The organism is Cyclobacterium amurskyense, assembly GCF_001050135.1.
Taxonomy (GTDB): domain Bacteria; phylum Bacteroidota; class Bacteroidia; order Cytophagales; family Cyclobacteriaceae; genus Cyclobacterium; species Cyclobacterium amurskyense.
In genome coordinates this window covers 501,876-519,171 of record NZ_CP012040.1, presented here as the reverse complement: position 1 = coordinate 519,171, position 17,296 = coordinate 501,876, and the positions used below count along the sequence as shown (strand labels likewise).

Here is a 17,296-nt window from a genome sequence, read left to right as displayed (position 1 = left end):
CAAGAAAATGAAACGATTAATAGTTAAACCATTAATGCTGTTTATGTTGGCTATTGCAGGCTTTCAGCTCAATGGTTTTGGGGCTGCTCCAAAACCATTGAATGTAGGGTTGGCGAAGGTGGTAATTACTCCTGAAATCCCCGTTCGACTTACGGGCTATTCCAGTAGGGATTTCCCTTTTGAGGGAGTTCAGCATGAATTATGGGCCAAAGCAATGGCATTTGGAGATGCGAAAAAAGGATACCGTATTATTATAACCGTAGATTTATTGGGTATACCCCATAAGGTCACAGAGCAGGTGCGGGATGCCCTAGCGAAAGAAATAGGGATATTACCGGCCAACCTCTCTATCTGTGCTTCACATACCCATAGTGGCCCGCAAATAGGGAATATTATCTCTCATTTCAATAAACCCTTGGGGCCAGATGAATTGGCTGAAGTTGCGCTTTATGCCATGGGGCTTGTACCAAAACTAAAGGGCTTGGCAATGAATGCCATCGCTAATGCTACACCTTCCTTGGTTTCTCATAGTAAAGGAGAAGTGAAATTTGCTGTAAATAGAAGGACTTCCATAAACCCCAATGGGGTTTCAGACCATTCCTTGCCTGTAATGCGTATTACGGATCTTGAAGGGAAGACAAAAGCAATAATGCTCAATTATGCTTGCCATGCTGTTACTTTAGGTCCTAAAAATAATGTGGCACATGGAGATTGGGTAGGTGAAGCCCAGATTCAGGTGGAGGAGAATTTACCTGAAGGTGCCATGGCCATGGTAGTTATTGGATGTGGAGCAGATCAGAATTCTTCCCCACGTATGAACAACAAAAAACCAGAAATGGATTTGGTGTATGCCAAAGATCAGGGAAAACAAATTGCTGATGAGGTTAATCGTTTGCTAGGAGAAGACAACTGGAAAAGTATCCGTCAACTACCTGAAGGTAAAATGAAATATGTTGAACTTACCTTTGCAGAAATGCCTGACCCTAGAAAATTGGCGCAAGATGCCAAGGGAGCCGGTAGGACAAGTAATTACTCTCTCCTTTTGCTTGGACGGATGGCAAGGAGTGGAGATATTCCTGAGAAAATAGATTACCCAATTCAAGTTTGGGATTTTGGTAAAAACTTGGTCATGGTGTTTTTGGCTGGAGAAGTGGTTGTAGATTATGCCATTCGCCTAAAGAAAGAGTTGGGTGAAGATCGGGTTTGGGTTAATTCTTATTCCAATGACATGCCCTGTTATATTCCTTCACTCAGAATACTGAAGGAGGGAGGGTATGAAGCAGAAACGGCCATGATTGGTTATGAGAAGCCTTCCAGATTTACCGAGGATGTAGAAGATATAATAATGAATGGCATTTATTCCATTTTACCTAAATCAATTAAATAATGTGTTTAACCAAACTGATAACATCAAAGATATTTAAGAAGTACCATAAGGTTAGGATCTCAACTTTCTTAATGGTAATCCTTTGTGTTCTGCTGCTTTCTGTACAAACAACCTTTGCCGGAGATTTTAAAGCCGTTGTAGTCAAAGAAAATATTACACCGAAAGTTCCCAAACAATTATTGGGCTATGGGGCCAGGCTTTCAGAAGGGATTCTGGATAGTATTTATCATCAAATTTTAATATTAGATGATGGTAATTCCAAATTTGCACTTGTCTCCACAGATATTTGTGTACTCTCACCTGCAACCTATGATAAGGTGGCAAAATTGGTTGAGAAGAAGTTTGGTATAGTACGCAGTAATTTTTGGTGGTCAGTTACCCATACCCATTCAGCACCTGAAGTAGGAGCTCCAGGGCTCCCAGAAGCGTTTATGGGAGAGCGATATAAACATCCTATAGATACCAATTATACTGACTTGGTGACCAGTAAATTACTGGATGGCATTGAAAAAGGGATTCAGCAACTTGCTCCGGCAAGTCTTGGAGTTGGCTGGGGGCATTCATCTGCCAATATCAACAGAAGGGCCAGAGACATAGATGATGTTGCCTTTTTGGGGATGAATCCTGATGGGGCTGTAGACCGAAGAATTGGCATTCTAAAAATAGTCCACAAGGAAGACCATCGTTTAATGGCTACAGTGGCCAATTATGCGATACATGGGACAGTCTTGGGAGGACAAAATTTACTCATCAGTGGAGATGGTCCAGGTGTAGTTGCGAAATATGTGGAAGAAAAATCCGGTGCTCCGATGTTGTTTATCAACGGGGCTGCCGGTAATCTCGCACCTATCTACAGTGTTTACCCTGATGCAAGGTCTGGTAGGATGAATATGCTGAGGAGGTTACTTGGAGATAAGATCCTTATGGCAAGTAAGGAAATCCTTAACTATGAAGATCAGATTTCCTTTTCTGCTTCAGAGATGGATTTTTTGACACCTATGAAGGAGGGGTTAAAATGGCCTGAAGCTTTAAATGAGTATATTGTAGATGAAAAAGGAACAGCCAAAACCATCAAAGTACCCGTTCGATTTCTTAATATCAATGATAAAATTGGTATTTGGGCCAGTCCTTTAGAACTGTTTTGTGAAATCTCAAATGAAGTAAGAGAGCGATCTCCATTTCCTTATACCTTCTATTATGGTTATACCAATGGTTGGTTGGGATACATGCTGACCGAAGAAGAGTGGGAATACAAAGGCTATGAGCCTACTGTTTCTCCTTTTGTTCCCAATGCAGGTACTAGATTCGGTGAGACAGTATTGTCTTATTTGGAAAGTGAATTGAAAAGTAAATAATAAACCAATCCTGAGATGAAGTCAATATTTTCAGTAAGCACATTAATAGTAGTATTAGTTTTAGGTGTATTTAGTGCAAACGCACAGAACCCGGATTTCCCTTGGCCGGAAGGAAAAAAAATGGCCATTAGTTTAAGTTTTGATGATGCCCGAGCGAGCAACCCCGATCCGGGAGCAACGCTATTGAATGAGTACGGGGTGAAAGCTACATTCTATGTGGTGCCTGCAAGTATGGAACGGAATATTGAGGGTTGGAAGATGGTAGTGGAGACAGGCCATGAGATTGGTAACCACTCTTTGAATCATCCCTGCACTGGGAATTTCGGCTGGTCCAGATCTGAGGCCTTGGAAGATTATACCTTAAAGCGAATGCGGAAAGAATTGATTGATACAAATGATGAAGTAGAGCGATTGTTGGGAGTGAGACCAGAGGTTTTTGCTTATCCATGCGGTCTGTCATTTGTAGGTAAGGGAGAGGAAACACAAAGCTATGTCCCATTAATTTCTGAGATGTTTCTTTCAGGAAGGGGTTGGAAAGATGAAGCTCCTGTTGATCCTTATTATGCTGATATGGCTCAACTTACAGGAATGGAAATGGACAATATGACCTTTGAAGAAATATTACCACTTATAGAAGCTGCTGGCAAAGATAGGAAATGGTTGGTGCTTGCCGGTCATGAAAATGGAACGGAAGGAAATCAAACCACCTATTTGAGCATGTTAAGAAAGCTTTGTGAATATGCAAATGATCCTGCCAATGGTATTTGGATTGCTCCAGTTGGAACGGTGGCCAAGTATGTGAATGAAAAGCGAGAAGAAATGGAGGGAAGCTTAAATATTCCGGGAATTACCAGAGCGGCATTAAATGAAACGGTACACCTTCAGGCTGAGAAAGCAAAAGGTATAGGGCCTGATATCCAATACATGCCTGAGTGGAATGCATTTGGTTGGTTTACAGCTAAGGATAGAGTAGAGTGGGACTTGGATCTTCCAAAGAAAGGTGCGTATGAAGTATGGATGGAATGGTCCGTATCGGACGAGGAAGCAGGTAAGCCATTTGTGCTTACATCTGGTAATCAAATCATAGAAGGAGTAATCAAACCTTCTGGCTCTTGGGAAACTTTCAAAAAAATAAAGATTGGTGAACTTACCTTAGAAGAAGATTATAATAGAATTATCGTGGCTTCTGGACAGGAGTTTGAAAAAGGAGCATTAATGGATTTAAAAGCTTTGACACTGGTGCCTATTAAGTAGGTATAGTAGACCCCATATAGGTGATAATTACGATTACCTATGTGGGGTAATTATTCCGTTCTGAGAAAATTTAAAGGGAAACCAAACCGATCTGATTTGGAGTAAATTTTAAATCCGTGTTTAAGGTACCAATTAATGTTTTTCCCTAGCGTAGTTTCCAAATACACTGGACGCTTGAGGGTTTTGGAATAGAACAAGACATGTTTTAAAAGTTGGGTTCCAAGCCCATTCCCTTGAACTTTTGGATCTACACCAATGTACCAAAGATAAGTGAAAGGTGACTTGGGGTAGTGTTTTTTGATAAATGATTCTCTAGCGAGGGTTTTGGGTATATTGGTCCAGCCAATAGTGTTAAGAATTAGTTTTAAGTCTGAAATAATCCCTTTCCAGGTAAATTTTTTCTGGTCCTGAAACTGTATCATTGCAACAGCTTTTAAATCGGTTGAAATAAATACTTCTCCGCTTTCAATGCATCTCTCGAAAGAGTATTCTATTAAAAATCGGATGCTTTTTTCTTCTTTTCCAGCGATGTAATTTACACTTTTGTTTTCTTTAAATGCCTGCCAAAGAATAGAAACCACTAGCTCCCTGTCATTTTGATTTGCTTTTCTTATCATCATAATGGATTGGGGATTAAAGGTTTTTTTGATTAATCATAACAACTAAAAGTGAAAACTGCTGGGTGTCAAAAGAAACCAAATCATAATATTGACCATTAACCAAGAAGTTGGTTGAATGGTTGAGTGTAAACCCATTCCTAAATATAACTAAAACTGACCTGGTTTGAAAAAAAAAATAGAAACGCTTTTTTCCTGATAGATAAGTAGTTAGGCGAGAATGGGGTATGTGTGAAGCTTGGTGATCGCTTAATTTTTATCTCAAGACCTTATGGTATACTTTGAATAATCTATCAGCTAGGGTGGTACAATATCTTATTTCGAAACATTAGTTCAAGTAAACAGTTGTTTTATAGGGTGGAGGCGGACCATTAAAGCCCTATTAATATGAAATTCTTCTTTTGTACCATAATTTTATTTGTTTCAATGAACTCGATGGAAATATATGATTTCAATCAAAAGTCAGATGTCCAGGGCTGGACAATTGTAGACGATGTGGTAATGGGAGGTCAATCCTCAGGTACTTTTACATTGAATGAAAATGGTCATGGGGTATTCAAGGGCCGAATATCTTTGGACAATAATGGAGGGTTTTCCTCTGTACGCTACAGGTTTCAGAAATTAGCAGTAAAGGAATTTTCCAGATTTATTATTAAGCTTCGTGGCGATGGTAAAGATTTTCAATTTAGGATAAAAGCCAAATCTCAGGATTATTTCTCCTACATTGCCCCTTTTTCAACTACAGGTGAATGGCAGGAAATTACCATCTTGCTAGAAGACATGTATCCTTCCTTTCGTGGACGGAGACTTGATCAGGTAAATTTTCACGAGGATTTTTTCGAAGAGATTACCTTTTTAATAGGGAATAAAAAGGAAGAAAGTTTCGAGCTTTTGTTAGATCGTATAGTTCTAAAATAATAGCAGTCATTAATCGCCTTATGGATGTCTATTTTATAACAAAAAGGACATAATTAAGCCAAATTATTCAAGAGTTCTAGTTATTGTGAGTTAATTTCTAATTGGATTCATTCTTCATTGGGTAGAAAGTTCGAAAGCCTATCATCGTTTACAATCAACTGTTGGATATTTTTAAAGATGGTTTGACTTTTTTTCATAACTTAAAATGTTTTAATAATTGAATAGCGCTTATTAGGAATAATAGTTCTTTTCTGCTTTAAAAAAATCATAGGGTAATAGCTAAACCAGGTATAGCTATTACCCTATGCTTGGAACACTGTACTTAATTTACCTTATGAAAAAACTATTTAGACCTTGTCAGCTATTTTTTATAGCTATTATTATTGTGTTTGTGACACCCTCTTTTGGACAAGACAATAAAGCGACAAAAGGACCCGTTTTTGATGATTTCGGGCCGGTTTATTCGATAGAAAATACTGGTTTTCCTTTGGATACTACACAGCAATTTAAAGCGATTTTTGATGTAGCCAAGAAACAAACCGATCCTAGCATCCAAAATTCGATCATTTCAAGTTTGCACCGTTACTACAATATGCATGTTCGATCCGGGGTTCCGCCTGAAAATATTCATTTAGCCTTTGTCCTTCACGGAGGGTCTACGAAAGATGCTTTGTCTCCTGCTACTTATAAAGAAAAATATAAGGTAGAAAACCCTAATAAAGAATTGATTGAATCACTTGCTGAAATGGGTGTAGGTATCTATATATGTGGTCAATCCATGTCCTCTAGGGGGTACAAAAAGGAGGATTTATTGCCTCAAGTAAAAGTAGGCTTATCTGCAATGACTGTATTGACGGTGTATCAGATGAATAATTTTGCCCTGATTAAATTTTAAATTGATCCCTCGGGCTTAACAAAGTTGAAAGTTTTGGTTGAGGAGTGTTAACCAGAAAAAAGTTACCTCCTTACCATTTCTTTAAATTCGCTTTGGCATCTTCTAAGCCCCATTTATCAAGACTTCTTAAAATACCCTCAAGGGATTTTCCTCTTTTTGTTAAATAGTACTCTACTTTTGGAGGAACTTCCGGATAAACTCTCCTAGCGATAAGCCCATCTTTTTCGAGGGCTCTCACAGTTTGGGTAAACATTTTATTTGAAATGCCCGGCACATTTTTTTGTAGGATTCCGGATCTTAAAGGCCCGCCTAAAAGGTGAAATAAAACCAAAGGTTTCCATTTTGTTCCTATTAAGTCCATGGTATAATTTAGTGGACAGTAATTATTTTCTCCCATTTATCAATTTAATTAATTGAATATCTGCATAATACCCCTTTTGGTAAGTAGGTTACCAAATCGTAGGTTATTGCTATTTGGGTAAATATATGTCAATTTTGAAAAAAAATAAATGATATGACAGTATTTAAAAATTATCCTAAATCCTTCTCACATATAGGGATAACGGTTCCGAAAATTCAAGAGGCGGTAAAATTCTATTCAGAAGTAATGGGTTGGTATGTAATTATGGCCCCTTCAACAGTGAAAAAAGAAAAGGAAACGGCCATCGGGCAGATGTGTATTGATGTTTTTGGGGAGAACTGGGAAGAATTTGAAATTGCCCATCTATCTACCTCTGATGGGATTGGAGTTGAATTGTTTTCCTTTCCCCATGGAGTTAAGGAAGCGCCTGAATTTAATCCTTTTAATACCGGACTTTTTCATTTTTGTATACAGGATCCAAATATTGAGGTCTTAATAGAAAAAATACTAACCTATGGAGGCAAGCAGAGGATGCCTATTAGAGAATATTATCCTAATGAGAAACCTTATAAAATGTGTTATGTAGAAGATCCTTTTGGAATTGTTTTTGAAATTTATACGCACAGCTATGATTTGACCTATTCCTCAGGCGCCTATCAAAAATAAAATATACAGCCTTTATGAATTAAACCCTTACCTAAGTAGAAGCGGGTTTGATTTACATTTTGTTTATGGTAAAGTTTTAAATTTTATGTGAATTGACAAAGGTTTTGAGACAGTTGTGGCAAGAGTAAGTATTGGTTTGATGAAAATTTGAGATACAAGAATTAAAACTTTTTTATCTCTTCGTTGTTTTATTTTTAGAATAAAGAAAGTGCTTAGAATGATCTGATGAATAAATCAGTCGTTTTTAAGGCAAAACAGCACAATCTAGCCTTGTGCATGTGTTATATGGTTATTTTTAAGTTTACTGCAAAATAATTTCAACACTAAATAAAGGACTGTTTAACGTCTGGTGTTTATTTAGTTTTCAAATGTATTCGTTTAGCATATAATATAGTTTGTTTTAAAAGTTAAATAATGGGGATAGAATTTATGATTTCTATTACCTTCCTGTTTTAGAAGGATAGGTTTGGTATTCAAACGAGCCTAGTAGTTTATAAATTTTAAGGATAATGGCAAATGGCTTTGGTAATATTGGATTGAATGATCTTAAATCATTGCAACTTTTAGATACGTTGCCTGAAAAGGAATACGATGACATTTCCAGTTTGGCAGCTTTAATTTGTAATACTCCATTTTCTCTTATTTCTCTACTTACAGATACCCGACAGTTTTTTAAATCACGACATGGATTATCGATTTCTGAGACCCCTTTAGAGCATTCATTTTGTGTTTATGCTGTAAATGAACCTGATAATATACTTGTTGTAGAGGATGTTCGAAAAGATAAACGATTTAAGAACAATCCTTTGGTAAAATGTGAACCTGAGATTGTCTTCTATGCTGGGATGCCTCTAGTAAGTTCACATGGCAATGCCTTGGGTACCCTTTGTGTCTTGGATAAGAAGCCTAGAAAATTGGAACCCAAACAATTAGAAGCCTTGAAATCTCTGGCCAATCAAGTGGTTCATCTTTTTGAGCTTAGGAAAAACCGCATGGAGCTTAAGGCGATAGGTGATAATCTTTCTCTGGAGACATTGCGTCTAAATAATATTATGAATGCCACACGAGTAGGGACTTGGGAGTGGGATATTCCTAGTGGAAAGGTTACCATAAATGAACGATGGGCAGAAATGTTGGGCTATACTCTAGAGGAACTTGAGCCTTTTAGTTTTGATAGTTTTCAAACGCTTTTATATCCTAAGGATGCTGAGGCAATAAATGAAAATGTGAGAGCATGTTTAGAGAGAAAAAGTGATTTTTACGAAGGTGAATTTCGCTTTTTGCACAAGAACGGTTTTATAGTTTGGATTCATGATTTAGGGAAAGTTGTGAATTGGGCAGCAGATGGTCAACCGCTACTTATGGCAGGAACACATACGGATATCACTGAACGGAAAAATACTGAAATACAGTTTAAAACCATAAGCGATAATATTCCAGGAGCGGTATTTCGTTATAAGCGCCATGCCGATGGCAAAGATGAGGTGCAATTGCTAAGCAATGGCGCCAAAAACCTTTGGGGCTTCTCTGCCCAAGAGGTTATGGAGAACAATAATTTAATTTGGGAAAGATTTGAAAAGAAAGAGTTAGAAGCATTTCTTCTAACTATACAAAAATCAGCCGAGAATTTAAGCTTTTGGGAGCACGAGTGGCCCTATTATCACCCTGATGGCACCACACGCTGGCAAAAAGGAACAGGGAGTCCTTTCCGTTTGGCAAATGGTAGTACCATCTGGGACACAGTCATTCTTGATATTACTTCTCAAAAAGAAAACGAACTGAAGATAGAAAAAAGTGAAAAGAGATTTAAAAGTCTGGTTCAAGAAGGTTCAGATCTAATCGGTATCCTTGATTCTAAAGCCAACTACCAATATGTAAGTCCAACCTCTACTACTGTATTGGACATTCCACCAGAAGACTTTATTGGAAAAAATGCATTTGAATTCATTCACCCTGATGATAAAGAAGCTGTTTATGCTAGCATTGTACGTATAAAACACGAAAAACAACTTACCATTAAACCTTTTAGGTTTAAACATGGGGATGGTTCATGGAGATGGGTAGAAACCATTATCACCAATCTTTTGGATGATTCAGATGTAGGTGGTCTTGTGGCCAATTCAAGGGATATAACCGAACGATTTCTTACCGAGGAAAAACTAAAAAAGAGCGAGGCCTACTTTCGTAGTTTGTACGAGTCCCAAACGAACTATGTGATTCGAACCGATATGAATGGAGATTACACTTATGTAAATAAAAAATTTGTTGAAGAATTTGGTTGGATTTATGCAGGGGGAGAAATTTTGGGTGAAAATAGCATGTCGACCATATCGGAATACCATCATCAAAAAGTGAAAAAGATCGTAAGTGAATGCATTTCCGAGCCTGGAAAGGTATTTAAAATTGAAATCGACAAGCTTGCTGTGAATGGTAAAACTGCTACTACCTTATGGGATTTTGTATGTATTGTAGATGCAGATGGAAAGCCATCTGAAATGCAATCTTTGGGATTGGATATTACAGATCGTGTTAAATTCGAGAGAGCCCTTAAAGAGTCCGAACAGCGTTATTCTGATTTATTTCACCTAAGTCCACAACCGATGTGGGTTTATGATGTTGACACATTGAAGTTTTTGGATGTTAATGAAGCAGCTATAAAACATTATGGATATACTTACAGGGAGTTTTTGAACATGACTTTAAGAGATATAAGGCCAAAATCTGAAATACCTAAACTCGAACAGGCTGTAAATAATTCAAAATCTTTGGCGAAGAGCTATTCACGAGGTGAGTATTTGCATAAAAAGAAAAACGGCAATGAAATTATTGTTGATATTCAAAGTAATATAGTGTCGTACCAAGGTAAGAAGGCTGAGGTAATATTAGCGACGGACATTACTGAACGCTATAAGCATATCCAAGCCATAGAAAAGCAAAATGAAAAGCTCAAAAAGATTGCATGGATGCAATCACACTGGGTTCGTGCTCCTTTAGTTAGGATTATGGGTTTAGTGGATTTGATAAAATCTGAGGGTAAGCTTTTGGGTGAGGAGGAAAAAGGCCAACTCTTAACACATATTATAAATTCAGCTTATGAATTAGATGAAGTTATTAGGAAAATAGTTCGTACTAGCCAAGAAACGCTTTGATTGCTACAAATGCCAGTATTTTAAAATAGACTTTACCTTATTTATGTAGTTCTACAACGCGAACCACCCCAGGGGGCGTAATTCTGGCATTGATTTTTTCTTCAAGGTAGAGGTTATCTCTAGAGAATCAGAAAATTTGTAATAAGAGATACTGTACTGTCATGGAATAAGGGTAAACGATTGTTTTTGAAGCAGCAATATATAATAACAGTAGGCTTATTGGCTATTACGGGTATAACTAGTGAAGTTTTTTACGAATAAGGCACCAAGCCCAACTTTACAATATTTGAAAACACCATAAATGGAATTTTTATCAAAAGGCCCCCATTGATTAAAGAATCCATGGGGGCCTTTTGGCGATTTAAATTAAACTTAGTAGCGTATTACTTTAGCTATTAAAACAAACCTTTAGGAAATGTCATTACCTATGCATATTCTGTGTTTTCTGTAAGCATTTTAGTCATTACGGTAGTTAAATTTATTGATAATACTCCTATTTAATTCTCTTTAATTGTTTCAAGTTGAATTAATTTTCACTAGACGCAAATTATCCAGAATTTAATATTGTTTATTTGATAAAAGTTGTTATATTGTTCTATTGTTTAATGGTTTTACGAACCTATTGCTTATAATAATTAATAAATCAAAATATGCAACTTTATTAAATTCCTATATGCAAACAGCTGGTAATAGTAATCTTGGTGGGGAAGTATTTCTTGTATCCAATTTGCGGGAATTTCCTGCAGAGACTTGTAGTTTATCTCTTTGGACCCAAAAAGCTTCACGCCTTTTTTTCGGGGCTTACGATACAGGATCTTCTTTTGAGGATACCCAAACGTTTTTGGACTTAAATATTTATTCAGGTGGGATGGAGGTGAACTTCTCTGGAAATAGCGTTAGTTTTTCTGGAGCTACTTATCCTAGATTCAGGCCTGGAGAATCTCATCATCTGGCAATTACGCTACAAGTTACCCTAAATGGATACGCCGTAAGTTGTTATGTCAATGCGGTTTTGGTGGCAACGAAAACGGTACAAATATTAAACGGTATTAATGAGCCAATGCGTTTGCTGAAGTCTGGTCCTCTTTATATTGGAAACGCAGCCCCTGATCTTTCGCAGGATGGACAGTTTGGTGACCTTCAAGAATCTAGAGGTGCCTTTAGTGAATTACACATTTACGGTAATGTTCTTTCAGCAGAGGAAATTAATTTGGACGCTTTAGGAGAAATACCAGAGGGTAGTTTAATTTACTTAAACATGCCCCTTGATGATTTGCATCATGACCGTCGTCTAGGAATATGGCATGACACCATTCAGCCTTATTATCATGCCCAAGAGTTGATACGAACGGATAATAATCCAAACCTTGTATTTAACCGCGATTATTCCAAATTTCCCTTAACAGACCGAAGCGTAGCATTTTGGGTAAGATGCAGGGAAGGAGCCACAGGAGCCCTTATTAGCTATGGTGATGTCTCGTCCTCTGATCATCCTAATGATGGTGGTAGTACCTGGCTGCTTGAAAATCCAGGGAATCTTCGGCTTGGGGATTATAGTTCTGGAATTCAGCTGGGAACAGGAAGCTGGAATCACATTGTGATTGTGGAGGATACAAGGGCAGGAAGTACCAGCTTTTACCTAAATGGAAAACCAAGCACAAATTCTCCTGCCAGTTTTGTTATTGAAGGAGTGATTACCAATCAGCCACTCGTGTTGGGCGCACGACGTGCAACAGATGACATTGATTCGATATTTACTGGAGAACTTGTGGACCTTTACATTTGGTCACGAGCACTCACTCCATTAGAAGTTTCGGAAATGGCTAGGGGAGTGGTGCCAAATACCAGCGACCCTTCTCTTGTGGACCATCAATTAAATAGAGTAAGTGAAGTCAGGGAAGACCTTTCTGATTCGGGTAAGATTTTTTTACCTATGCTGGACAATGAAGTTAAATTTCCACTGCTTTCAAACCTTGGGACCATGCAAGCATTGCAAGTTAGTCCTACAAAAGGAGGAATGCGTACCTTAGTCTACAACGATTTGACAGGCGATGAATTTAGTTTGGAATTTTGGGTGAAAATTAATACTGAAGGATATGTGATCCGAGGGATAAACAATAACAATCAGGTTGATATCGCCTTGTTCGTGGAGGGTGGAGCAATCATTGTCCTTATCAATGACAGGGTGACGGGAGAAAAATACAGTTCGACCTTACATACCGGAGGGAAGATACTTAGCGAATGGCATCACGTAGCCATTACTATTTCTAATTCAGTGGTGGTTGGGTATTTAGATGGGCAAGAGGGGTTTACCAACCCTTTAGCCCACCTAGAAAATTTATCTTTGCTCGGTGATCAGTTTTATTTACAGTTTGGGAATTTTAACGATGAGGAAATAGCATTTGACGGGAGTTTTGCAGAGATACGCCTTTGGAACCGGACCTTGAGCGTAGGTGAGATACGTCACCGTATGTACCATTCGCTTCTGGGCAATGAATTTGGACTTATAGGCCGTTGGGCTTTTGAAAATGCGCTAGGTAGAGATAGCTCGAGTAAAGAGCGCCATGCTTTTCCTGTAGGAAAACCAGTTTTTATACCCCTTTCAGATATTGACCTGGAACCTATAGATTCGCCATACCTAGTTGCTCAGGTAAGCCTAATTGAAGATTACCATTTTGAGGAGGATAAAATCAGTCCTCGAAATTCTTACCGCCTTAATATTACTGCTTTTGATGAGAATGATCGGCCACTTTCCGGAGCTAATTTAGCTGTTGGTATTCAGGCAGAACCGGGGAATCCTTTTCAGCAGACAAATGTATTAATAGAGGATTCAGGCAAGTCAGAGGCTCACCCCATTGGAATTAACCAGCCATATGTTTTGACTACCAATTCCCAGGGGATTATCAGTTTTGCTTTACCGGCGGAAGCTTTAATGGCACCGGTGTTGAGAATCACCGCTCCGTTTATGGAAAAAAATCATGCTCTTTTAGTTTTTCCAGATCGTCAGGCGCATCACAAACTTTCTCAGGTTACTGAGGAAGAATTGCTTAATAAAAAGGTAGTCATGGAGGCGGGAGGCCAACCAAAACCCATGGTGCCGGAGGAACACCGTGATTCGGCTCCCCACTTGGCCCAAGCCATCCGGCATCTTATGGGAGCAGCTACAGAGAAGACGCCTCAAAGCAATAGTCCTGTTGTACGGCCTGTACCTGAGCGGTTAAGAGAGGTGGTTATACCACCTGCTAAGCGAAGGTATGAAAATGCAACAGCTTCTCCAGATGCTTACGATCCCAATACTGATGTAATCGCCGGCTACGCAGTAGGTGCTGAGCAAACAGGAATCAGTCGTTCATTGACGGTCAATCAAATGCCTGATTGGGAGTTCAGGAAGAATGAGGCAGGCACTTTTGTCGTAGATCAATCTCCTCGAGAAAGGAGGACACGTAACCTTGCTCAAATTGAGAATTTAGCATATGCAGATGATTTTACTCGTTTATTATTGACTTCTGTAGACGGGAGGCAGCGTTCCGGAGCGACGGCTTCCTATTCAGATTTAATTGCTGCTATCGATCAGGGAAATCGGCTGCGAAGTTTCTTCGATCTTTTTACAGCTATTAAAGATGCCGTGAGTTTTGTGGTGCATACTGTAGAGAAAGCGTATAATTCTGTCAAGGAGACCATACGGGTAGCAGTGGTTTACATTACTGATGCATTAGACAAAGTAATTGCAGTTGCCATTCATACTGTTGAACACGCACTAGATGCGGTAAAAGGAGTATTGGCTAAAGTGGGAGCAACAGTTGTTGGTGCCATTAATTTTGTAAAAGAGCTTTTTGACTGGACTGATATCTTGAAGACCCAAACTTTCACAGAACAACTGTTGAGATCAGCTATGGCTGCTTCTCGTGCAAACCTGAGTAATACCAAGAATTCTACTTTGACTTGGGTTGAGGGCCTAAAAACTGAAACTCACGATTGGTTAGAGAAACTAAAATCAAATGCGGCGAACCACAAGTCATCTATCAAAAGTGAGGCTGCACCAGGTAATCGTAGCAACGTCAAAGGTTCCTATTTATCTAATTTGGTAGGGAATCATGGAAAAGATGCCACCCTTGAGGGAGAGTGGAGCGGTCCGGATCCGACTCAGGCACAGGAAAATTTAAATAAAATTCGTGCAGAAAACTCCGGAAATGTCAGCCATATTGAGAGTGCACTCGGGAACCTTCAATTGTTTTCTGGTTCGGAATACAGCATGAGCGTTGTAATTGATCGCTTGATTGATTTATTAGAAACCATAGCTGATGGAGTTTTTGATTTAATGAAGGCAGGGATTGAGTGGTTTTTTTCTCAACTTGATTTATTGTTGGAGGAATTGGATAAGATTCTTGCCTATAGAATTAACCTGCCTCTGGTGACGCGTTTGTATGAGGAAGTGATCACCGGTAATGGTTCCCAATTAACACTTTACAACTTGTCAGCACTTTTAGGCGCTATTCCTACCACCATTACTTACAAATTGGCAACAGGTGCTGATCATGGTCCATTTCATGGAGAAGAATTGACGCATTATCGTAATATTTTTGAACAGACTCCCACAAATGTTCCCGCTAATCAGGAAGAGCTAATTCGTCAACAAAAAGCTTCTTTGGGCTTGGGAGGTTGCTTTTTGGGTTTTATTGCGATTACAGGAGTTTTCAATACCATCCTAAATGTTAACCCGAATCCACCCACCAAATTAAAATGGATAGGTTTTGCTTTAAATGGTGTGTTTCAACTTACACAGTTCCCTTTGGGGTCGACTTTTAACCTAGTGGCGCATTCTGGGGCAGCTTCTTCAGCCACCGAAGAGACAATCTGGGCTGTCCAGTTTTTTCCATGGGTACTGGAAGGAATTTCGGCCTCCGGAAAATATCCTGCTAGTCAGCGAGGTTTTGATATTGCCACTACGGTCTATGGTGGAGTTCATGCAGCTTTATTTATTACTGTTTTCGGTTTAGAAATGGCGGATCCCGAATCGGACAAAGTGGATAGTGGCATAAAGATCGTTGCCAATCTGGCCTCTTGCATTCCAGAGCTGACAATCTTAGTTCCACAACCAATAGTGAGGGTGTTGGTGAATACTGTTGCCCTCACGGCATGGGAAGCACTGAGTTTGATTCGCTATTTTGGTGAAGTAAAATCACATCACAATTTTCTGGTACGCTGATGAATGTGGTAATAAGGATTGGATAAATTTACCTCACGGATAGATGATGTTGGTCCTATCAGTAAACTCATTATTTATACTATTCAAAAATAAAAATCTGGTAAATTGGAGGAGAGTCGGTTTAACCTAAAAATATAATAAATATTGTGAGTTTAAAATCCTTCAATTTTTATTGTTAATAGAAACCGACAATTCGCTCATGGAGCCTAACAAACATTCAGTAAAATGGCAAAAGGGCGCATTGATTGACCATCTGATAGCTCCTAAAGGTGAAAAGCCGTAGGAGGTATCAGATATGTTTGGTTAGCAAAAATAATAAAGAAGTATTTTAACTTTGAGCTTACCTGTAAAATTCCTGATTTTCCTTTGTGACAATATCAATTGGCATATAATAAACCTTTTCTACAGGAAGGTTTAGCGCAAGAGAATGGTACAAACTCATGATTCCTTTGTACCCCTGTTCTTCAGGTTTATGGCAAATTAAAAAATTAATAGTGCCTTTTTGAAGGTGCTTTTGGTTTTCCTTAAGAAAATCAAACCCTACAAGCAGGATATTGCTTAGCTCTCTTTTCTCTAAGTATTCTGCCACTGCAAATACCCTGGAATTGGTGACAAATATTGCTTCAATATCCGGATTTTTTATGAAAGCTTTGTGCAAGTTAAGTTCTACTGACTCCTGATCTATATCCTGAATATTTAGATTAATGCAGTTAGCTTTATTCGGTGGTTGGGTGAAAAACGTTTTAAACCCTGCTTCAATTTGGATTAGGTTAAAGCTTTTCTTTTGTTTTGCGATGTTTACAATAAGGATTTTCGGATTTTCTGAAATGCCCAGTTTGCATAAACTAGCTCCTAAATATCCACTTTGTAACAAGGGAGGGCCTATATAGGAAAGGCTACCTTGAGATTCAATATTACTATCTATACATACCACTGGGATATTGTTGGCTTGGCAATACTGGAAGAAATCATCCGCCTCTTTTACAAAAGATGGAGACATCAAAACCCCATCTATATTTTTATCTTTAATTTCTTCTGTAGCCTGAATAAAAGAATTCTTATTGGTTAGGTCGAAAAGGTAGTTCTCAACGGTAACGCCATATTGTCTGATTTCGGATTCAGCTTTAGCAATTCCTTTTAAAGGTGCTTCCCAGAAATCCGAATGGATGGAACTTTTTGGGATGATTACTGCAAAGTGGAAAACTTTTCCAGAGGACAACCTACTTGCTAAAACATTTGGCTGGTAGTTCAATTCCTTAATAATTGCTTCTATTTTAGCCTTGGTTTTGGCTGAAACTCCAGGGCGATTATGAATCACTCTGTCCACAGTTGCAATAGATACATTTCCCCTTCTAGCAATTTCTTTTACTCCTGTTTGACTACTTGGTTTTTTCATATGCATTCCATCCTATAAATCCTTTTGTTAGAAAACAGTTACTAGTGGTAAAGTAAATGTCTATTGAAAATATTTGTTAAATATTGAATTGA

11 protein-coding genes are annotated in these 17,296 nt (G+C 38.5%); 8 read left to right on the top strand and 3 right to left on the bottom strand.

From position 1 onward, the window contains the following. The first annotated feature begins 7 nt into the window (after positions 1 to 7). Genes CA2015_RS02000 through CA2015_RS01990 form a run of 3 tightly spaced genes read left to right on the top strand, consistent with a single transcriptional unit; the run spans position 8 to position 3,996 of the window. On the top strand, positions 8 to 1,387 hold the full coding sequence (locus CA2015_RS02000; RefSeq protein ID WP_084011600.1) for a neutral/alkaline non-lysosomal ceramidase N-terminal domain-containing protein: 1,380 nt from the start codon (positions 8 to 10) through the stop codon (positions 1,385 to 1,387). Next, on the top strand, positions 1,387 to 2,742 hold the full coding sequence (locus CA2015_RS01995; protein ID WP_048640369.1) for a neutral/alkaline non-lysosomal ceramidase N-terminal domain-containing protein: 1,356 nt from the start codon (positions 1,387 to 1,389) through the stop codon (positions 2,740 to 2,742). Before CA2015_RS02000 ends, CA2015_RS01995 begins: the two co-directional genes overlap by 1 nt. 15 nt (positions 2,743 to 2,757) lie before the next feature. After that, positions 2,758 to 3,996, top strand: a complete 1,239-nt coding sequence (locus CA2015_RS01990) for a polysaccharide deacetylase family protein (protein WP_048640368.1) — start codon at positions 2,758 to 2,760, stop codon at positions 3,994 to 3,996. A 50-nt stretch (positions 3,997 to 4,046) separates the two neighbouring features. Here CA2015_RS01990 and CA2015_RS01985 read toward each other — a convergent pair whose 3' ends face one another. After that, entirely contained in the window at positions 4,047 to 4,616 is a 570-nt protein-coding gene (locus CA2015_RS01985; RefSeq protein WP_240477911.1) for a GNAT family N-acetyltransferase, read from the bottom strand. 384 nt (positions 4,617 to 5,000) lie between these two features. Between CA2015_RS01985 and CA2015_RS01980 the strand changes: the two genes are divergently transcribed. Together CA2015_RS01980 and CA2015_RS01975 are read left to right on the top strand one after the other, a co-directional pair. Continuing rightward, a complete protein-coding gene (locus tag CA2015_RS01980) occupies positions 5,001 to 5,531 on the top strand; it encodes a CIA30 family protein (RefSeq protein WP_240477910.1) in 531 nt (176 codons plus the stop codon). 334 nt (positions 5,532 to 5,865) lie between these two features. Next, positions 5,866 to 6,426 carry a DsrE family protein gene (locus tag CA2015_RS01975; RefSeq protein ID WP_048640366.1) on the top strand — a complete coding sequence of 187 codons (561 nt, stop codon included), beginning with the start codon at positions 5,866 to 5,868 and terminating at the stop codon, positions 6,424 to 6,426. A gap of 70 nt (positions 6,427 to 6,496) precedes the next feature. Here the strand turns inward: CA2015_RS01975 and CA2015_RS01970 are convergent, their stop codons facing one another. Further along, entirely contained in the window at positions 6,497 to 6,823 is a 327-nt protein-coding gene (locus CA2015_RS01970; protein ID WP_048640365.1) for a winged helix-turn-helix transcriptional regulator, read from the bottom strand. A 117-nt stretch (positions 6,824 to 6,940) separates the two neighbouring features. Here CA2015_RS01970 and CA2015_RS01965 point away from each other — a divergent pair, with 117 nt between their 5' ends. The 3 genes from CA2015_RS01965 to CA2015_RS01955 all read left to right on the top strand — a co-directional run bounded on the left by CA2015_RS01965 (position 6,941) and on the right by CA2015_RS01955 (position 15,808). Then, entirely contained in the window at positions 6,941 to 7,453 is a 513-nt protein-coding gene (locus CA2015_RS01965; RefSeq protein WP_048640364.1) for a VOC family protein, read from the top strand. 509 nt (positions 7,454 to 7,962) lie between these two features. After that, positions 7,963 to 10,602, top strand: a complete 2,640-nt coding sequence (locus CA2015_RS24395) for a PAS domain S-box protein (RefSeq protein WP_053086631.1) — start codon at positions 7,963 to 7,965, stop codon at positions 10,600 to 10,602. A gap of 673 nt (positions 10,603 to 11,275) precedes the next feature. Next, on the top strand, positions 11,276 to 15,808 hold the full coding sequence (locus CA2015_RS01955) for a LamG domain-containing protein (RefSeq protein ID WP_048640363.1): 4,533 nt from the start codon (positions 11,276 to 11,278) through the stop codon (positions 15,806 to 15,808). A 340-nt stretch (positions 15,809 to 16,148) separates the two neighbouring features. On the opposite strand, the gene CA2015_RS01950 is transcribed toward CA2015_RS01955, so the two are convergent. Beyond that, the gene (locus CA2015_RS01950) at positions 16,149 to 17,204 is read right to left on the bottom strand and encodes a substrate-binding domain-containing protein (protein WP_048640362.1); all 1,056 of its coding nucleotides are present in this window, start codon (positions 17,202 to 17,204) and stop codon (positions 16,149 to 16,151) included. Positions 17,205 to 17,296: the final 92 nt, after the last annotated feature.